We start from the raw sequence: 19,432 nt of genomic DNA on the forward strand, positions 1-19,432 counted from the left end.
GGAGAAGGATGTTTACTGGAATCATTGAAGAAATTGGATCGATCGAACACATGAAGAAATCTTCTTCTTCCATGGAACTGACGATTGCAGCTAGCCGAATCCTCGAAGATATCCATATAGGGGACAGCATCAGTGTGAACGGGGTTTGTTTAACCGTCACTGCATTCAGCTCCAGCAGGTTTCAGGTTGATGTCATGCCTGAAACGTTTGAAGGGACCACCTTACGGACCCTTACCCGTGGTTCGAAGGTGAACATGGAAAGAGCCATGCCGTCAAATGGGCGTTTCGGCGGTCACTTCGTCAACGGACATGTAGACGGGGTCGGTACCATTTTGAGAGTAGAGAAAGTGGAAAATGCATGGTATATGGACATTTCCATTCCTGAACATCAGAGTCATTTGTTCATCATGAAGGGTTCGGTCGCAATAGACGGAACCTCCCTTACTGTGTTTGGTGTGAAAAATAATACCATTACCATTTCGCTCATCCCTCAGACAAGAGGAGACACGGTACTTGGTGGAAAGAAAGTAGGGGACCTTGTCAATATTGAATGTGATGTAATGGCGAAATATTTTCATCGTTTCTATGAAGCGAAGGAACAGTCTAAGAGTACTTCAAGCAGCATCAGCTATGATTTTTTATCTCAAAACGGTTTCGCTGACTAAGAGGAGGGGTTACCCCATGTTTAATAAGATCGAAGAAGCTCTGGAAGATTTACAGGCAGGTAAAGTCGTCATCGTAGTGGATGACGAGAACCGTGAGAATGAAGGAGACTTCATTGCCCTGGCGGATAAAGCCACGCCTGAAGTCATAAATTTTATGGCAAAAGAAGGTAGAGGCTTGATTTGTGCCCCTATAACAGAGGAAATAGCACATAAACTGAAGCTCTCTCCGATGACAATGTCAAATACTGACCCACATGGCACGGCCTTCACCATCTCAGTTGATCATAAAACGGCAACGACCGGCATTAGTGCATTTGAAAGATCGACCACCATACAGGAATTATTGAACGAGAATTCAATACCGGAGGACTTTAAACGACCCGGTCACGTATTTCCCCTTGTCGCCAAAAATGGAGGGGTTCTAAAACGGGCAGGGCATACAGAAGCAGCCATCGATCTGGCTTTTCTGGCAGGTGCACAACCATCCGGAGTCATCTGTGAAATCATGAATGAAGATGGAACGATGGCAAGGGTGCCTGAATTAATGAAGCTCGCTGAAAAATGGGATTTAAAGATCATTTCCATTGAAGATTTGATCAGGTATAGAAGAAAAAAGGAAATGCTTGTGACAAGGGAAGTGGAAATTGAGCTTCCAACTGAGTTTGGAAACTTCAAAGCGGTTGCTTACACAGAAAACCTTACAGGAAAAGAGCATATCGCCCTTGTAAAAGGGGAATGGTCAGAGGGGGAGGATGTACTCGTGCGTGTACACTCCGAATGCCTGACAGGGGACGTCTTCGGTTCCAATCGTTGTGATTGTGGACCGCAGCTCGCTACAGCCCTTACCCAGATTGAAGAAGAAGGAAAAGGTGTCCTGCTTTACATGAGGCAAGAAGGCCGTGGGATTGGATTAATAAACAAACTGAAGGCTTATAAGCTCCAGGAAGAAGGGTATGACACTGTTGAAGCCAATCAAAAACTGGGCTTTGGTGACGATTTAAGGGAATACGGAATCGGAGCGCAGATTCTGAGAGATTTAGGTATAACCAAGATGCGTCTATTGACCAATAATCCGAGAAAGATTGCCGGGATCAACGGATACGGTTTAGAAATTGCAGATCGGGTGCCGATCCAGATGCCTTCAAAATTCGAGAATGAAAAGTATTTAAAAACAAAGCATACTAAGCTCGGGCACTTACTTAAATTTTAGGAGGAATACACGATGAAAACCATTTATGAAGGAAATTTAGTAGGATCAGGATTAAGAGTTGCCATTGTCGTTTCACGTTTCAACGAGTTCATCACATCCAAGCTTCTGGGCGGGGCGGAAGATGCCTTGAAGAGACACGGTGTTGAAGAAGGGGATGTTTCCGTCACGTGGGTTCCGGGTGCATTTGAAATTCCCATGATCGCCAAAAAACTGGCGCGTTCTGGTAAATACGATGCCGTTGTGACCTTGGGAACGGTCATCCGAGGAGCCACCGCTCATTTTGAATACGTAAGCGGAGAGGTTGCTAAAGGTGTGGCCAATCTTAGCCTGCAGGAAGACGTACCCGTCATATTTGGGGTCTTAACGACTGATACAATCGAACAGGCAATCGAAAGAGCCGGCACAAAAGCCGGAAACAAAGGATGGGAAGCGGCGGTATCGGCCATCGAAATGGCAAATTTGATCCGTGAAATAGATAAATAAGGGTTTGGACGAGTCTCCTACACTGGAGACTCGTTTTTTGAGGGACGGACCTACTATTGGTGTTTATGAAGTTTGACAGAGAAGTGCTCAAGTAAGTGAAATATGTGGAATCATTTGTTAATTGGCTGAATTAATCATGAAATCGGCTGGATTAATGGTTATTTCCGCTGGATTATTTACGGAATCGGCTGGATTATCAGTGAAATCCGCTTGATTCTACCCCATTTCGGCCGGATTCCCGTCGAGGATCTGCAACTGCTCCCACGTTTCGACCGTATTCCCACCCAGGATCAGCAACTGCCCATCATTTTAGGACACACTCCAAATAAGAAGCTAATATTATCAACTTTCAATGGTTTACCCCCTCGAGATACATGAATCCCCCATTCCACACCCACCAAAATACATGTTGGCAAACGTCAGACCTTTTGCTAAAATAGTATTTTGTGGCTCCCCTTTATTAAGGCAGGAGCGGGTAGGGAGAGGGCAGTTTTATAGGAAGATTATAATATGAAAGCACGTGGAGGTATTTTTCAGTTAAAAAATCACGGTACTTCGATGAAACAGGAGATGATGGCAGGTGCGATCGGTTACTTTACGATTGTCTACATCATTGCTGTAAATGCTTTAATTCTTTCTGAAGCTGGAATTCCATTTGAAGGGGCAGTCATGGCAACGATACTTGCTTCCTTCGTTGGGTGTTTGGTGATGGCCTTTTGGGCAAATGCGCCGATCCTTCTGGTTCCAGGCATGGGAATTAATGCAATGTTTACATTCACCCTGGTAAAATCGTCGGGCCTCTCGTGGCAGGAAGCATTGGCTGTCATAGTGATTTCAGGAATACTCTTTATGATCATTGCATTTACAAAGCTTTCTAAAGTATTATCGGAAGCCATCCCCAAAACTTTAAAAGAAGCCATAACTGTAGGGTTAGGGATGTTTTTAATGTTTATCGGTCTTGAAAAAGGCGGTCTCATTCAAAGAGGCGACAGTGCCATCATCATGATCGGTGATTTTGGGGAGCTAAAGGTGTTAGCCACGGTGCTGACATTCCTGGTGACGATTTTTCTTTTCATTCGTAATGTAAAAGGTCAATTTTTATGGAGTATCGCATTTGGTACAGTGCTGGGATTCCTCTTTGGGATTGAGCCTTCCATCCAATCAAGCTCTTTCCATCTGAGTGAATACAGTCAGGTATTTGGTCAAATATCGTTTAGTGCCATTATGGAAATTCCGTTTTGGATTGCGGTTTTTTCTGTCACGATGGTGCTGGTATTTGAAAACATCGGTCTCGTTCATGGTCATACGGATATGATCGATCAACCGCATAAATATTCTAAAGCCTTTCAAGCTAATGCTTTTTCTGCATTCACATCAGGGTTTTTCGGAACGAGTCCGACAGTCTCGACGGTGGAAAGCGCAGCAGCCATGACGGCAGGCGGCCGGACTGGGTTGACAAGCTTGACTACGGGCGTATTATTTTTGGGATCGGTGTTGTTCATTCCGTATTTAAAGTGGATTCCGGATCATGCCATCGCCCCGATTCTCATCATCATCGGTGGTTTGATGATTCAAAATATACGACATATGGATCTTCGTGATCTGACAGAGGCGTTTCCCGCTATTTTCATCATTGCGATGATTCCGTTTACGTACAGTATAGCGGACGGGATCGCCATCGGCTTTATTCTGTATCCAGTATTAAAATTGGCTACAGGGAAGGCGCGGGAAGTTTCCATTCCTCTATATATCATCGCTGCTCTGTTTCTGATGAATTTCTTTGTTCATTCGATTCATTAAAGCGATTCAGAACGTAAGAGAGAGAGGCCCATCACCTTAGTGATGGGCCTCTCTGCTTTATTACTATCGGGGTCTTCACTTCCTTATTTTACAACTAATGTCAAATTACGTGGACTTTCCACATATTTCTTGTTACTATTAAAGAAAAAATATGAATCTTTTTAACTATTTTTCTAAATGTTGAACAGGAACGCAGGAGTGATTTTGATGGAAGTATTTGTAGCCCGACAGCCAATTTTTAATCGTAATCAAGAAACGGTGGCGTATGAACTTCTATACCGAAACAATGAAATCAATATGTTTCCATCGATTGACGGGGATCAGGCAACCGCTGACGTCATCATTAACAGCTATTTGAATATCGGACTGGAAAGCCTTTCAGCAGGCAAACCTTGTTTTATTAATTTCACAGAGAATTTATTAAGGCTGAGAGTCCCGACTTATTTTAATCCGAGGGAGATCGTTGTGGAGATTCTCGAGAGTGTGGTTCCGGGTCCTGATGTGCTGGTCGTTTGTCAGGAATTAAAAGACTTGGGGTATAAGATTGCGTTGGATGATTTTATATTCAATGAACTGAATCCATATTTCAGGGAATTGATGAAACTGGCGGATTATGTGAAGGTGGATTTCATGAATACAACTGATACGGAGCGGGGAAGCATTGAGGTTCTTTCTAATTTACTGGGTTACAGGCTCCTTGCTGAAAAAGTGGAAACCGAGAACCAGTACAAAGAAGCGTTGGGGAAAGGATATCACTTCTTTCAGGGCTATTTCTTCAGTAAGCCGAAGATCATCGCCACTCAGGATGTCCCGACTTATTTTCATTCGTATTATACCATCATACAAAGCCTGGAAATGACGGAACCTAACATTGAAAGGATCAGTCAATTGATCGAACAGGATCTTTCCCTATCATATAAATTATTGAAATTGATCAACTCTCCGGCTTATCGCCCGAAACATAAGATTCATTCCATCCGTCAGGCCATTGTTTTGTTAGGTCTTGTGGAAATCAAGCGCTGGATCTACATTTTGGCAGTAAGGGAACAGGTGGGGAAGAAGAGACAATTGGACAATGAAGTGATTACATTATGTTTGACGAGGGCGAAGATGTGTGAGCTGCTCGCAGAAAAGCACAACCGGGCATCCAGTAAATCAAGTTACTTCCTGACAGGTATGTTTTCCTTGATGGATACTATTCTTTCCATGCCGATCGATTGCATCTTGATGGATTTACCTTTGGATGACGAGATTTGCGATGCTTTAACGGGGTCAGTTAATGACCTTAAGAAGATATTGGAACTCGTCGTCTCCATTGAACAGGCGAACTGGAAAGAGATCGAGATGAAAATGACAGAATTGAAGTTAAACAAAAGGGAAGTGATGGAGAGCTATCATCATTCCTGCAAATGGACGGAAGAGCTTTTGAATCATGAAGTAACCGAGATGACATAATGCTACCATACAGATTTATAATCCCCTGGGCCAAGATATTTTCTTTGGGGTTTGATATACCTTTTCAATTCCATGAGCAGTAGCCGCTGCAATTGCTTTGAATAAATCTGACGGCCCACATCTGCAGGGAAAGGGTAGATTCCAATCATATTGAAACGCACCCGAAAGAGACCTTCATGTACGAGGTCTTTTTTGTCGTTGAAAATGCGGGCGAACACAGTGACATCCCTTGACTGAAATTCATCATCCGCTTCTTCCACCTTATGGACTTGAAAACGAAAACGGTATTCTTCCTTCATCATCATCACCACATCCATTGTCTCGAAGTGATCCATATAATTCAACTATGAACATGTCTTATTTTTGAAAATGAGGGGATAGGATTGCGTAATGAGCTTGTTTGTGGCAAGCTAAGACTATTATGAATAGTTTACTAGTAAATTACCGTGGAGGGATTCACGATGGACTTGAATCTAATAAAATGTCATGGCTCTGGAAATGACTTTTTACTTATTGATGAAATGACAAATGGATATGATTTTACGGAAGAAGCCAGACAAAATCTTGCCCTGGCTCTATGTGATCGTAAGTCTGCCTTCGGGGCAGATGGGATTTTATTTGTATTATCAAGCGAAAATTGTGATGCCAGAATGCGGGTCTTCAACGCAGATGGTTCTGAGGCTTCAATGTGTGGGAATGGCCTGCGATGTGTCGGCCGCTATGTATGTGAGCTTCTTGATAAAGAGACCATCGTTGTCCAAACGATGAAAGCGGATCTTCGTGTGTCTTCACAGGAATCCATTTTCGAAAACATCCCGACATATAATGTTGAAATTTCCCCTGTTCTTTTTCAACTGGATCAACTGCCAATGAACATCGATCGTGAAACGATGGTGAATGAAAGCATCCCTGAAATCTCCGATCATTTAACCTTTTCTGCCCTGGCAGTGCCGAACCCACATTTGATAAGTGTCGTCGGCACAGAGCATATCCTCTCGAACGAGCAGAAATCCATTGCTGAAACAGTGAATGGACCCAATAACCTGTTTCCTGATGGAGTCAATGTAAGTTTTGTACACCCACTGGAAAAGGGGTCCATCTATGTTCGTACGTATGAAAGAGGTGTCGGTTTCACAAATGCGTGTGGGACAGCCATGTCTGCTTCCAGTCTTGTAACATGCTTACTTCAGCAAAATGAATTCGGTCAGGAAATCGATGTATACAATAACGGGGGGAAAGTCCGTGTCGTCGTGAACGAATTGGATGATGGACGCTATAACATGGAGTTGATTGGAAATGCAACGTATCTTTATCAATCCCAATTAGAATTGTCTCTTTCTAATCCCGAGCAGTATCATGAAGTGTCAAGACAGGAATTTACTGAAGAGGGTATGTATGAGCACTTACAAAACCATGCCAAGTCAATCGTGGAAAGCAAAGTGTTCATGAGTGCATAGTTAACCATGGATAGTCAAAGAGGGTGCCCCTATGATTTCGGGGTACCTTCTTTTTTAGTTTTGGCCTGATTTTTCAAAAAATCAATCACTTTGTCAAATGGCTGGAATTTTTTAACCTGATCAAAGGCGGTAAAAGGACATCCTTTCTCATGAAATCTTCTTAAGACTACGTCAAAGGTAAATTGTTCAGGATCGAGATCTTCATTCACTTCATCCCACCATAGGGGAGTGGCGACCAAAGCCTCTTCATTCCCTCTCAATGAATAGGGGGCGATGATGGTTTTACCTTCCGCGTGTTGGATATAATCCACGTACAGTCTGCCTTTCCGGTTCTTTTTTAACCGCTCGGTCGTGAAATCCCCCGGATCATTGCTCACAAGGTAGTGAGCAATGAATTCTGTAAATAAGCCTGTGTCTTTCCATTTGTATCCTGGAGGGAGGGGGATATATACTTGAAGCCCCTTATTTCCCGATGTTTTGACAAAGCTCTTGAGATTCAAACCGTCAAATAATCCTTTCATGATGGTGGCTGCTTTAACGGCCAATGAAAAATGAACACGGCTTGGTGGATCTAAGTCAAAGACTACCTCATTGACGAATTCTTCCCCTGCTTTTTGAAAGGGGACATGAAATTCAAGGGCCAGCTGATTTCCAAGCCATATCAACGTTTCAAGGTTATTGCACAGGGTGTAATGAATTTGATCCTCTTGGTATGTTTCAACAAATGCAGGAGAATAATCAGGAGTGTTCTTTTGGTAAAAGGATTCCCCGAAAACCCCATGGGGAAATCGAATGCAGGTTAAGGGCCTGTTCTTTAAGAATGGCAAAATCACCACAGACATCTTTCGGAGGAATCGGATATAATCCAGTTTCGTCATGGAAAACTCCCGAAACAAAATCTTTTCCGGGTGAGTGATATCAACCTTACTTGGAAGAGAGGCTTCGTCCATCATAAATTGGTCAAGTGTGCATGCTTCCGGAGGAATGGAAAAAAGGAATTGTTTAAAATGGGGTTCCCGAAGCTTTCCATCCTGCCAATGCAGATATAGTATTTCTACGGTGATGGCCGGATCTATGTAATAAAGAGAATGTTCCTTACCTGTACTGTTTTGCTTAATTGTCGTTTTCACCGTTCTTTTTTCCTCAGCAGAAAGACCGAAATGGAATAAGCCGATCGGCATGATTTGTCCGTTATCATATACGCCGATGTGAAAATAATCATTCGCATCATCCAGGGCGGTGATAAAGCATTGGCAATGTTTCCAGTTCTTACATTTGATCCAATTAGCACTCCGTTTCCCCGCGTCCCATTTACTCTGGTCCCTCTTCGCGACAACCCCTTCCCCTTCATCATTTAGAACGAGCTCCCACACTCTCTCAAGCTTTTTGTAAAAAGGAACCATTTGCAAAGTCGATGGGTGAGAAGGATCAGGCTCCAATGGTAAATGAAGGCGGGTGAACACCTCTTTCAGTTTTTCTTTTCTCGTAAGATAAGGTTCCTGGATATATGATTTCTTCTCAGACTGAAGTAAATCAAATACGAGGAAAGTAACAGGTCTACTGGCAGCGGCCTGTAGTATTTTTTGATCATTCCGCATCCTCCCCCTAACCTGAAGTTCCTGGAACTCGGTGCTGAAAGAGGAGCGTAATAATGCGACCTCTCCATCTAAAATGAGAGGGAGGGGGAAGGCACGTTCATCCAGTAATTGTTGAATTTGCCTCTTTATCTCAGGGAAGTGACTCAGAAGTTCTTTCCCATTACGGCTTTGAAGGCTGATTTGATCAGAGGATTGAACAGATAAAATGCCGCGGAAGCCATCATATTTCACCTCATAGAGCCAGCCATTACCTGAAGGAAGTTCATGACGCAATGTAGGGAGCATCGGTTTCATTTGTTTCACCTCTTTTTTTAATAGTAGTGTTTCCGCTTAGGACTCGGATTATTTCCAGATGTTTAAAGGGATGAAGAAAGTGTGGGAACTAAATGATATGGATAAGGGATTAGTTTATGTAAAGGAGGGTATTGAAAGATATGCATACTATTTGGAAAGGTTCCATCAGCTTTGGACTGGTGAACATCCCCATTAAACTTCATTCTGCTACAGAAGACCGGGATATTAAGCTCCGTTCACTTCATAAAGAATGTCATACACCCATCAAATACGAAAAAGTATGCCCAGCTTGTGAAATGGAACTGGATCAAGCAGATATTGTAAAAGGTTATGAAGTGACGAAAGGTAAATTTGTCGTCCTTGAAGATGAGGAATTGAAAGAGCTGAAGGAAGCAAATGGTGATAAGGCTGTAGAGATTGTGGATTTTATTAAGATGGAGGAAATCGATCCGATTTTCTTTGATCGAAGTTATTTCGTTTCACCGAACGACGGCGGAAAGAAAGCCTATTCCCTTTTGAGAAAAGCGCTTCAGGAATCAGGGAAAGTAGGGATAGCCAAAATCACGATGCGGTCGAAGGAACAGCTTTCCATCGTCCGTGTATACGAGCAAACTCTCGTCATGGAAACCATTCATTATCCCGATGAGGTAAGAGGAACCGGCGATGTCCCGAATGTGCCTGAAGGAGATGAAATCACCGAAAAGGAACTAGAGACCGCTACCATGCTCATTGATCAACTGACGACTGAATTCCAACCGGAGAATTATAAGGATCAGTATCGTGAACGATTAAGTCAATTGATAGAATCAAAACAAACAGGGGAAAAGATGGTCACATCTAAAGAAAGAGAACCGAAAGAAAATGTAACGGATCTAATGGCGGCCCTTCAGGCATCCATCGATTCGTCCAAGCCTAAAAAGGCAAAGAAACCAACTAAAAAGAAAACGACTTCTAAGAAAAAAGCTCAGTAGAAGGCGTGAGTCAGGAGAGAGGGAGAAGTCTTGAAGGAGAAACATATTGAACAAGGCGTCTTTGTCGCTGTATCCCTGTTGTGTTTGATTGTATTCACCTGGGGATTTGTATCGATCGTGGAAGAATGGAAAGAAAATGAGATCGCCCAATTTGATAATGGTGTATTCGAAATCGTCAGAGGGATAATTTCACCTAAATTAACGGAGATCATGACTTTCATCACTTTCTTAGGGGGGATAGAAGGTATCAGCATTTTCACCGGGTGTGCAGTACTCATCCTTCTATTTATGAAGAAATATCCACTTGCTCTGTTTGTATCGATCACCATCCTCTCCGGTGCGGGATTCAATGGGCTTCTAAAATGGATATTTAAACGGGATCGCCCCGATATTGAAGCATTGATCCAACAGGGTGGCTACAGTTTTCCGAGTGGTCATTCTATGAGCTCTTTCATATTTTATGGTTCACTAGCATTCATTCTGTTCCGTGCCCTGGATCGTAAACGGTATAAATGGGCTAGCGTGATACTGGTTGCCATGCTTGTCCTGCTGATTGGAATGAGCAGGGTATACCTTGGGGTTCATTATCCAAGTGACATCATTGGCGGATTCACAGCAGGCGGTGCCTGGCTGACCCTTTGTATTACGATATATATGTATTTCTACAAACGCAAGCATTGGAGAGAAGATGAAGATATGCATGTGAAAAACGCTCAGGAGACCTGAGCGTTTTTGTATTAAAACAAATTAAAGATATATGGACCGATGGAAGTGACGTATAGAAGAATATAGATCCCCATGAAATAGAATACTCCTCCGAATGTACCCCAGTCCGGATCTCTGCCAACTTTCCAAAGAAGTGCAGTAAGGATGCTTAATATCACTAATAAGATATATTCGCTTCCCGTAAATGTGAGATAGCCGGGAGCGGCAAAATAGAAATAATCTCCCATCGCTTTACTGATGAATGTCAGTGGCATAAGGATGAATAGAAAGATCGAGGCATATTCCACCCAGTTGATTTCTTCTTTTTCAAACATATTCGGTTTGAACATATAAAGAAGAATCAAGACAAACAGCGAAGGAAGTACCCAATAAAACGAAACCAATATGGTGATTAAACTGCTGAAAAGCATGAGAACCGAGTTATTCAAGGCTTCTTTTACACTTCGTTTCGACCATTCCGTACTTTTGGCAATGGCTTTTTCATCCTGTGAGGCGCCAAACAATTCATAATAGTCACCCCCATAGTCGAGCCAGGCAATACTTTTGTCCGTTATCTGAATGGGTGAATACGTAAAATGCTTGCTTGTACTGACGGGTGTGGCCACAAAATGATTGGAATCGCTGAAAGGCGCAACGTACAGACTGATGGTGTTTTGACCTCCTACCTTGTGGCTCTCGGATGTGAAGAGGATGGACGATTTTCCATCGAAGTCAGCAAACTGTACGGACCTCGGACTTTCCAATTTGAACCCTGAGTGGTCATTCGTGAATTCAATCTGTTCAGGCTTAATAATAGACGTTCCTAAATCGTCTATGGACGTTTTCAATTTCCATATCTTATAGGACAATGTACCTTGAGCACGCATTTCTTCATTGTACAAAAGAGTCAACTGATTGTTTTCTTTTATGAAAGAAAGCCCATTAACATGATGATTCGTTGCTGTATTGACAATCGCAAACGGCTCCTTCACCAATTGTAATCCTTCATCCATGTAGTAAAGATGGGAATGCGTATCATCCTGCCTTATTTGTAATACGGTACTTCCATCGTTTTCCACATAAGCATCAAGGACTTCACCAGGGAATCGGTAAACTTCTTTGCTGGATAAATCATTTGGAGAAAGAGAATACAGAACCTCTTGTTTCCAGTAATAGATGGTGTTTGATGAAGTGCTGATCCCCGTTACTTCATCATCTATGGTCTTGACACCGTCAGCATCGGAAGAAATGACTTGCTCATCCTTCACTTGTATGACCTTATTTCCATCTGTCCAAAAAGGCTTCCCCCTTGTAACGCTTGAGTTCAGTGAACCTTCTTTCCTTGGGTTAAGTGATTCATCGAAAGAAAACTGATCTACCTTTCCGTTACTTGCTAAGAACAGTCGCTCCTCGTTATAGAAGACAAGTGGACGTTCTTCAGAGGAATAGCCCAACGGCATCGATCTGCTCCAATCGGGATCCGGCTGTTGTTTAACGTCCAGAAGTTGGTTAAAGAAAAGTGCACCAATCAATAAAAGAATTAACACGGTTGGTATTCCAAATGTTTTTAATTTTGCTCTCACAGTCATTCCCCCTCATTCTCTCTCTTTAATATGTGAGTACATTTTAGAATTTTACCACAATTCATATTATTGTTCACCAGAATTTTCCTTTAGGGACGTAAACTTTTGTATTGACTTTTGTTTTTTGAGAGATTACAATGATATTGAAAATCATTCTCATTAAACAAAAGAGTTCCCCCTCTTTCAGATAGAGAGAATGGTTCATGATAACCCCCTTTTATTAGATCGTAAAGACAGGCCTGAAGCGGATGCTTCAGGCCTGTCTTTTTCTTGCATTTCATATCATCATGTCGTAAATTGTTAAAGGATGTTTATTTACGGGGAGGGATAAAAGGAAGTGAATCATAAAAATGATAGACGGTTTCGGATCGCCAGCCACGAAGCATTAATTGGTGTTGCACTCGTTCTGATAAATTTTTTATGGTGGTATGGATTTGCTTTTGGACTCGGTGGGCAGCCTGTATCAGATTACGATTGGATCTTTGGGATGCCGGCATGGTTCTTCTATAGCTGTATCATGGGTTTTCTTCTTATGGTGTTTTTAGTGATTGTTGTCGTGAAATACCTTCTGACTGATATTCCTTTTGGCGACGAGGAGGATGATCATGAATAGTATGGCTATGATTCCCTTATTTGCCTTTTTGATTTTGATTTTTTTAGTGGGGATTTATACGGCTAGAACCGTTAGCAGATCAGATTCCTTTGTACAGGAATATTTCCTCGGGAGCCGACAACTCGGAGGATTTATCCTCGCCATGACGATGATCGCTACATACGGTAGTGCCAGCAGCTTCATCGGTGGTCCGGGTGCTGCTTATACATATGGGTTATCGTGGGTGCTGCTTGCCATGAGCCAGGTTGTGACAGGATATTTTGTACTTCTTATACTCGGTAAGAAGTTTGCCATCATGTCAAGGAAGTATAAAGCCGTTACATTGATCGATTATTTACAGGGACGATACAGAAGCAATAAGATAACGGTCCTGTCGGCCATCAGTATCATCTTGTTTTTATTCTCAGCAATGATTGCCCAGTGGGTAGGAGGTGCACGTTTAATTGAATCATTAACGGGATTAAGCTACGAAGCCGCTCTGTTCTTGTTTGCCATATCCGTCCTGGTTTATGTTACGATCGGCGGTTTCCGCGCGGTTGCCATCACAGATGCGATCCAGGGAGTTGTCATGCTTGGAGGGACCTTGATCCTCCTAGTTGCTACCATCATGGCAGGTGGTGGCATGGAAAAGATTATGATGGAATTGCAGGCTGAAAATCCTAATTTACTAAGTCCTCATGGGCCGAACGGTGAACTGAGCGCAAGATACATTTCGTCCTTCTGGATCTTGGTTGGAGTGGGAGTCGTTGGACTTCCCCAAGTAGCCGTAAGGGCCATGAGCTATAAAAATTCCCGTTCCCTGCACAGGGCTCTAATTATCGGCACGATTGTCGTAGGTTCGATCATGCTTGGGATGCATCTCATCGGAGTTCTTGCAAGAGTGGTCCTGCCGGGGATCGAAGTGGCGGACAAAGTCATGCCTCTCCTTGCTTTGGAGGTACTCCCCCCGTGGCTTGCGGGGATTGTACTGGCGGCTCCTATGGCAGCCATCATGTCGACGGTGGATTCGTTGCTGTTGATTGTATCATCAGCTATCGTTAAAGATGTTTATATGAATTTCATCAATAAGGATGCAAAAGAGAAACAGATCAAGACGATCAGCTTTTGGGTGACGAGTATAACAGGTATACTGGTTTTCCTGATGGCATTAAGCCCGCCTGAATTGATTATCTGGCTTAATTTATTTTCTTTCGGTGGCCTTGAAGCAGTCTTTATATGGCCAATCGTACTCGGGCTGTACTGGAAAAAGGGGAATAGTGCTGGTGCGTTAGCTTCCATGGTTACGGGACTGACGGCATATATTTTATTTCATAGCTTTGCACCGAACTATCTGGATATGAATACGGTCATCTTTCCCATTATCATCTCCTTCTTCATGTATGTATTGGTTTCCCTGATTACTCAATCGAAACACCGGATGGATGGGTTTAATTAATCTGTGATTCCATGATGATAACCATTGGTTGAACCAATTAGCACAAGATGGAATAGAATATTTATTAAATGGTTGACATCGTGAGAAAAAGCGATTAGTATAATAAACAATTAATTAAATGAGCGAATGGCTTTGACGAAGAGGAGTACCTATAATCGACACTGCAGAGAGCTGGTGGTTGGTGTGAACCAGTGTGATCGGTCTTAGGGAATGGACTTCCGAGCTTCCAAACCGAAACCTTAGGGGAATAGGCTTTGGCGAATGTCTTATCGTTACAAAAGACGCGTATTAGAGCATTCTGCTCCGATACGATTGAGTGGACTGTAATAGCAGTCAACAAAGGTGGCACCACGGGTATCCCGTCCTTTCTTTTTTAAAAAAAGATTTGGATAGGGATGCCCTTTTTTATAATTTCATAATGATAAATCGTTGAATAAGAGGAGTACATTCAAGTGATGCATAACAGGGAGTTAAGGACAGTGAGACCTTAGCATGATAGCTTGTCTGGAATGGACTTATGAGAGATGATCTGAAGGAAGTAGGGTCATACGGATTTCCACCGTTAAAAGGATAGAGTATCGGGTGATCAACCCCGTACTTGAATCAAGAGGGGATGTAGGTTATATCCCAATAGAGGTGGCACCGCGGTCAGCATCGTCCTCTATGAGCAGATTTTCTGTTCATAGGGGACTTTTTTTATGGGCTTTTTAAGAGATAAAAGCGAATTGGAGGATTATTAATGATGAAGCATCAAGATTTGAACTATGTCGTGAAAGAATTGAATGGTGATATGTACACACCTATATCACTCTTCCAATCCTTAAAGGGGAAAAAGAAATTTTTATTGGAGAGTTCGCTGAAACATGAACAATCCGGACGCTACTCTTTTGTGGGTAGCGATCCGTTTTTGGAATGTAAGGCATATGGAAATACCGTACAGATGATAAAAGCGTCTACAGATCAAGTAGAGGAGCGGATAGGGGACCCTATTGAAATGATTCAAAGCCTTATTCCCCACTATCCTCTAGAAGAAGCACCCTTTCCATTCACAGGGGGAGGGATTGGATACTTAGGGTATGATGTGATCAGACATTACGAGGAAATCGGAATCACGCCAGATGACGAATTGGAGATGCCGGACATTCATCTCATGTTCTATGAAAAGGTCATCGTCTTCGATCATCTTGAGCATAAAGTATACATCGTTGTCATGAATGAATGGACAGAAGAAGTGGAAGGGAATCTTCAGGAAAAAGTGAAAGAAGTCGAAGCCGAGCTGACAAGCGTGTATTTGGACACACACAAAGAAAAACTGGATCGACTTTCCTTTCATGCTCAAACGTCAAAGGATGAGTTCATGGAGAAAGTGGAAAGAGCGAAGCAGTCGATACGGGAAGGAGAAATCTTTCAAGTGGTGCTTTCCCAAAGACTGCAGGCTTCCTTTACCGGTGATCCTTTTACATTCTATAGAGGCTTGAGACAGTCAAACCCGTCACCCTATATGTTTTTCATCGATTTCGAAGAATACGTCGTATTGGGTGCATCACCGGAAAGCATGCTGAAGGTTCAGGGCAGTCAGATCACAACGAATCCCATTGCCGGTACAAGGCGCAGGGGGAATACAGCTGAAGAAGATGGAAAGCTTGAGAGGGAGCTGCTGGCGGATGAAAAGGAAATGGCTGAGCATCGAATGCTTGTAGACTTAGGCAGGAATGACCTGGGAAGAATTTGTGAGATCGGATCCATCCGGTTAACCAAATACTTAACCATTGAGAGGTACAAATATGTGATGCACATCGTTTCAGAGGTGAAGGGTAAATTGAAGGAAGATGTGCCCCCCCTTGAAGCATTAACAGGCTGTTTACCTGCAGGAACAGTGAGCGGGGCACCGAAGATCAGGGCAATGCAGATCATCAATGAACTTGAAACGACGAAACGTGGAGTATACTCTGGTGCGGTCGGATATATCGGGGTTAACGGCAATCTGGACTTTGCCCTGGCGATCCGCACAATGGTCGTCAAAGATGGCGTTGCTAATGTTCAAGCAGGGGCAGGCATCGTGTATGATTCAGATCCGGAATGTGAGTATGAAGAAACGCTGAATAAAGCGAAATCATTATTGGAGGTGACGGGATGATTCTACTCATTGATAACTATGATTCGTTTACCTATAACCTATATCAATATATTGAAGAACTTGGTGAAAGGGTAGTGGTCAGACGGAATGATACGATTTCGTTGGAAGAAATAAAAAAACTGAATCCTTCAGGGATCATCCTTTCCCCTGGACCCGGGAAGCCTGAAAACGCGGGTATTTGCACCTCGATTATACAGAATCTTCACGCTAGTGTGCCGATTCTCGGTGTTTGTCTCGGTCATCAGGCAATCGGTGCAGCCTTTGGGGCAACCATTGAAGTAGCAGAAAAGGTCATGCATGGAAAGACCTCACTTATCAAACATAGTGGTGAAGGGATATTTGAATATTTGCAACAACCGTTGGAAGTGATGAGGTACCATTCACTGGTCATCAAAAAAGGGACTCTGCCAGAACCACTGGAGACGGTTGCCCTTTCCATGGATGACGGGGAAATCATGGCCATCAAGCATATGAGATTTCCTTTGTTTGGGGTTCAATTCCATCCAGAGTCCATCGGGACGAAAACAGGAAAGAAAATCATTCAAAACTTTTTAGACGAGATGAGAAAGGGGAATAACCGTGAAAAGCTATCTACAAAAGCTGTCTGATGGTCATTCATTAGAACGAGATGAGATGAGAGGAGCCGTTCAGGAATTATTCAAGGAAGACACGACCGAGAGTCAAATAGCATGTTTCTTGACCCTTTTGAAAATGAAGGGGGAAACGGTGGGGGAAATGACAGCCCTGGTTGAAGTGCTTCGAGAGAAAGCATTGCCCGTAACCAGCACAGTAAAGGGTGTATTGGATAACTGCGGGACAGGTGGGGATGGATCTCAGAGCTTTAATATCAGTACAACAAGCGCATTCGTATTGGCAGGAGCCGGCGTCAAAGTCGCAAAGCACGGAAATAGGAGCATATCAAGCAAGACGGGTAGTGCAGATGTATTAGAACATCTGGGCATCTCATTGGATTTCGGGGCAGATGAAGTGGAAAATCTCCTGAATGAAACCAATATCGCATTCCTCTATGCCCCCCATATCCATTCGGGACTGAAAAAAATCATGAAGGTCCGGAAAGAATTGAAAATCCCGACCATCTTTAATCTGATTGGTCCATTAACGAATCCTGTTCAATTGCAAACACAGCTGGTCGGGGTGTACAGAAGAGATAGGCTTGAAACGATGGCAAATGTTTTACATGAATTGGGAAGAAAGCGGGCAATCGTCCTGAATGGGGCGGACTATATGGACGAAGCGTCACTTGCAGGTGAAAATCATCTTGTCCTTTTGGAGAATGGTGAAATCAGCTCTTTTACATTATCTGGGGACGAGGTCGGGCTCCCATCTTATACTCTTGAAGAGATAAAGGGAGGAGATGCAAGGGACAATGCCCGCATCTTACAGGACGTTCTACAAGGAAAAGAAGGAGCCTATACGGATACGGTCCTATTCAACGCAGGAATCGCTTTAGTCGCCCATGGTAAAGCTTCGACCTTCGCAGAAGGTGTAAAGCTGGCTAGGGAAAGTATAGGAAGCGGACGGGCAAATGAAGCGCTATCATCCCTTATACACTATAGCCGACAACGAAGAAAGCAGGTGATTTGAATGACAACCATTTTAGAAACCATCATTGAAAAGAAGAAAGAAGAAGTGAAGGAGTTAAAACAATCCGGATATACTACCTTTCAGTATCAAGGCACCCACAACAATTCGTTATACGAAACTCTTAAATCTGCTTCGTCCCTACAGGTGATAGCAGAAATCAAACGGGCTTCTCCATCTAAAGGAGATATTCGAACCGAAGTGGATCCGGTGACACAAGCCGCTATCTATGCAGAAGCTGGAGCATGCGCCATTTCTGTTCTGACGGATACACCATTTTTCAAAGGGAGGATGGAGGATCTTGCAAATGTTAGAAGAGCCGTATCGATCCCGATTCTGTGTAAGGACTTTATCATCGATGAAATCCAGATCGATCGTGCAAGGGATGCAGGGGCGAATGTGATTCTGTTAATTGTGGCCGCCTTGGATTCCTTCAGGTTGAGAGAGTTATTTTCTTATGCCTCAAGTCTAGGACTGGAGGCTCTTGTAGAAGTTCATAATGAGGAGGAAATGATGAAAGCTCTGGAACTTGGTGCTACTATAATCGGAGTGAATAATCGTAACCTGAAAACCTTTGAAGTGGATCTTCACATTACTGAAACTCTGGCATCGATGGTGAAGGGCAGGGAAGTCGTGCTCATAAGTGAAAGTGGGATCAGGGATGAGGCGGATTCAAGGAGAGTGAAAGATGCAGGGGCACAAGGGGTCCTCGTCGGGGAAACGTTAATGAGGAGTAAAGATCCCGCAGCTACCCTCTCCGCTCTCAAGGTTGAAAAAGGTGAGATGAAATGACGAAAGTCAAAGTGTGCGGCATCAGAAGACAGGTAGAAGCTGAGTGGGCATTAAATGCGGGAGCTGATGCCATAGGGTTTGTGTTTGCCGAGAGTGAAAGGAAAGTCGATGTTGAGAAAGCCGCACAGATCAGCAAATCTCTTCCTCCAGATCTATTGAAGATCGGTGTGTTTGTAAATGAATCAAAAGAAAGACTGGAAGAGATCTTTCATCTTGTGCAGCTCGATTATGTTCAGCTCCACGGGGATGAATCAGTGGAATTCTGTGAAACTCTCAATATTCCTTTTATCAAGGCGATCTCGGTGAAGGAAAGAAATGATATAGAAGGTATCGAGGAATTTCCGGGAGAGATGGTTTTGTTGGATAGCGGAAAGGGACCCCATCGTGGTGGCAATGGCACCACATTCAATTGGGATTATGCACATTCCATCAACATTCATCAGCAGCTGATTCTTGCAGGGGGATTAAATCCGGACAATGTCAGGGAAGCCATCACAAAGGTCCGTCCCTATATGGTGGATGTCTCGAGTGGGGTTGAGACGGATGGAGAGAAGGACCGGTTAAAGATGGAGGCATTTATAAGGGAAGCAAAGTCGGTGCTTGTATAAAATGAAAACAGTGAATGGAGGAAG

18 protein-coding genes and 2 other annotated features are annotated in these 19,432 nt (G+C 43.3%); of the genes, 15 read left to right on the top strand and 3 right to left on the bottom strand.

What is annotated here, in order from left to right; genetic code table 11:
• Window positions 1-8: 8 nt before the first annotated feature.
• The 5 genes from ribE (at window position 9) to ACSQ2E_RS10325 (ending at window position 5,613) form a co-directional block, all read left to right on the top strand.
• Window positions 9-665 carry a riboflavin synthase gene (gene ribE, locus ACSQ2E_RS10305; protein ID WP_435990441.1) on the top strand — a complete coding sequence of 219 codons (657 nt, stop codon included), beginning with the start codon at window positions 9-11 and terminating at the stop codon, window positions 663-665.
• Between the two features lie 16 nt (window positions 666-681).
• Entirely contained in the window at window positions 682-1,875 is a 1,194-nt protein-coding gene (locus ACSQ2E_RS10310) for a bifunctional 3,4-dihydroxy-2-butanone-4-phosphate synthase/GTP cyclohydrolase II (RefSeq protein ID WP_435990442.1), read from the top strand.
• Window positions 1,876-1,887: 12 nt separating this feature from the next.
• Window positions 1,888-2,358: a 6,7-dimethyl-8-ribityllumazine synthase gene (gene ribH / locus ACSQ2E_RS10315; RefSeq protein WP_435990443.1), complete on the top strand. Its 471-nt coding sequence runs from the start codon at window positions 1,888-1,890 to the stop codon at window positions 2,356-2,358.
• A 510-nt stretch (window positions 2,359-2,868) separates the two neighbouring features.
• Entirely contained in the window at window positions 2,869-4,158 is a 1,290-nt protein-coding gene (locus ACSQ2E_RS10320; protein ID WP_435990444.1) for an NCS2 family permease, read from the top strand.
• 207 nt (window positions 4,159-4,365) lie between these two features.
• Window positions 4,366-5,613 carry an EAL and HDOD domain-containing protein gene (locus ACSQ2E_RS10325; protein WP_435990445.1) on the top strand — a complete coding sequence of 416 codons (1,248 nt, stop codon included), beginning with the start codon at window positions 4,366-4,368 and terminating at the stop codon, window positions 5,611-5,613.
• Window positions 5,614-5,615: 2 nt separating this feature from the next.
• Here the strand turns inward: ACSQ2E_RS10325 and ACSQ2E_RS10330 are convergent, their stop codons facing one another.
• Window positions 5,616-5,948 (bottom strand): hypothetical protein, encoded by a 333-nt coding sequence (locus ACSQ2E_RS10330; RefSeq protein WP_435990446.1) that lies wholly within the window; start codon window positions 5,946-5,948, stop codon window positions 5,616-5,618.
• A gap of 126 nt (window positions 5,949-6,074) precedes the next feature.
• Here ACSQ2E_RS10330 and dapF point away from each other — a divergent pair, with 126 nt between their 5' ends.
• A complete protein-coding gene (gene dapF / locus ACSQ2E_RS10335; protein ID WP_435990447.1) occupies window positions 6,075-7,070 on the top strand; it encodes a diaminopimelate epimerase in 996 nt (331 codons plus the stop codon).
• 29 nt (window positions 7,071-7,099) lie between these two features.
• Here the strand turns inward: dapF and ACSQ2E_RS10340 are convergent, their stop codons facing one another.
• Entirely contained in the window at window positions 7,100-8,962 is a 1,863-nt protein-coding gene (locus ACSQ2E_RS10340; RefSeq protein ID WP_435990448.1) for a DNA ligase D, read from the bottom strand.
• Window positions 8,963-9,102: 140 nt separating this feature from the next.
• Here ACSQ2E_RS10340 and ACSQ2E_RS10345 point away from each other — a divergent pair, with 140 nt between their 5' ends.
• Together ACSQ2E_RS10345 and ACSQ2E_RS10350 are read left to right on the top strand one after the other, a co-directional pair.
• Entirely contained in the window at window positions 9,103-9,933 is an 831-nt protein-coding gene (locus ACSQ2E_RS10345; RefSeq protein ID WP_435990449.1) for a Ku protein, read from the top strand.
• 30 nt (window positions 9,934-9,963) lie between these two features.
• Window positions 9,964-10,659 carry a phosphatase PAP2 family protein gene (locus tag ACSQ2E_RS10350; RefSeq protein ID WP_435990450.1) on the top strand — a complete coding sequence of 232 codons (696 nt, stop codon included), beginning with the start codon at window positions 9,964-9,966 and terminating at the stop codon, window positions 10,657-10,659.
• Between the two features lie 11 nt (window positions 10,660-10,670).
• Here ACSQ2E_RS10350 and ACSQ2E_RS10355 read toward each other — a convergent pair whose 3' ends face one another.
• Window positions 10,671-12,221: a hypothetical protein gene (locus ACSQ2E_RS10355; protein ID WP_435990451.1), complete on the bottom strand. Its 1,551-nt coding sequence runs from the start codon at window positions 12,219-12,221 to the stop codon at window positions 10,671-10,673.
• 337 nt (window positions 12,222-12,558) lie between these two features.
• Between ACSQ2E_RS10355 and ACSQ2E_RS10360 the strand changes: the two genes are divergently transcribed.
• From ACSQ2E_RS10360 to ACSQ2E_RS10390, 7 genes are all read left to right on the top strand, one after another.
• Window positions 12,559-12,834, top strand: a complete 276-nt coding sequence (locus ACSQ2E_RS10360) for a YhdT family protein (RefSeq protein WP_435990452.1) — start codon at window positions 12,559-12,561, stop codon at window positions 12,832-12,834.
• Entirely contained in the window at window positions 12,827-14,269 is a 1,443-nt protein-coding gene (panF, locus tag ACSQ2E_RS10365) for a sodium/pantothenate symporter (protein ID WP_435990453.1), read from the top strand. Before ACSQ2E_RS10360 ends, panF begins: the two co-directional genes overlap by 8 nt.
• 123 nt (window positions 14,270-14,392) lie before the next feature.
• Window positions 14,393-14,639: a binding site (T-box leader), on the top strand.
• Window positions 14,640-14,689: 50 nt separating this feature from the next.
• Window positions 14,690-14,934, top strand: a binding site (T-box leader).
• 74 nt (window positions 14,935-15,008) lie between these two features.
• On the top strand, window positions 15,009-16,406 hold the full coding sequence (gene trpE / locus ACSQ2E_RS10370; RefSeq protein ID WP_435990454.1) for an anthranilate synthase component I: 1,398 nt from the start codon (window positions 15,009-15,011) through the stop codon (window positions 16,404-16,406).
• Complete coding sequence (locus tag ACSQ2E_RS10375; protein WP_435990455.1) at window positions 16,403-17,014, top strand: anthranilate synthase component II; 612 nt, start codon at window positions 16,403-16,405, stop codon at window positions 17,012-17,014. Before trpE ends, ACSQ2E_RS10375 begins: the two co-directional genes overlap by 4 nt.
• On the top strand, window positions 16,986-18,011 hold the full coding sequence (gene trpD / locus ACSQ2E_RS10380; protein WP_435990456.1) for an anthranilate phosphoribosyltransferase: 1,026 nt from the start codon (window positions 16,986-16,988) through the stop codon (window positions 18,009-18,011). Before ACSQ2E_RS10375 ends, trpD begins: the two co-directional genes overlap by 29 nt.
• Window positions 18,012-18,800 carry an indole-3-glycerol phosphate synthase TrpC gene (trpC, locus tag ACSQ2E_RS10385; RefSeq protein WP_435990457.1) on the top strand — a complete coding sequence of 263 codons (789 nt, stop codon included), beginning with the start codon at window positions 18,012-18,014 and terminating at the stop codon, window positions 18,798-18,800. It abuts the gene before it with no gap.
• Window positions 18,797-19,408, top strand: coding sequence for a phosphoribosylanthranilate isomerase (locus ACSQ2E_RS10390; protein ID WP_435990458.1), 612 nt, complete (start codon window positions 18,797-18,799; stop codon window positions 19,406-19,408). The genes trpC and ACSQ2E_RS10390 overlap by 4 nt, the downstream gene beginning before the upstream one ends.
• Window positions 19,409-19,432 lie beyond the last annotated feature (24 nt).

It is taken from the genome of Rossellomorea sp. LjRoot5, assembly GCF_964253455.1.
Classification (GTDB): domain Bacteria; phylum Bacillota; class Bacilli; order Bacillales; family Bacillaceae_B; genus Rossellomorea.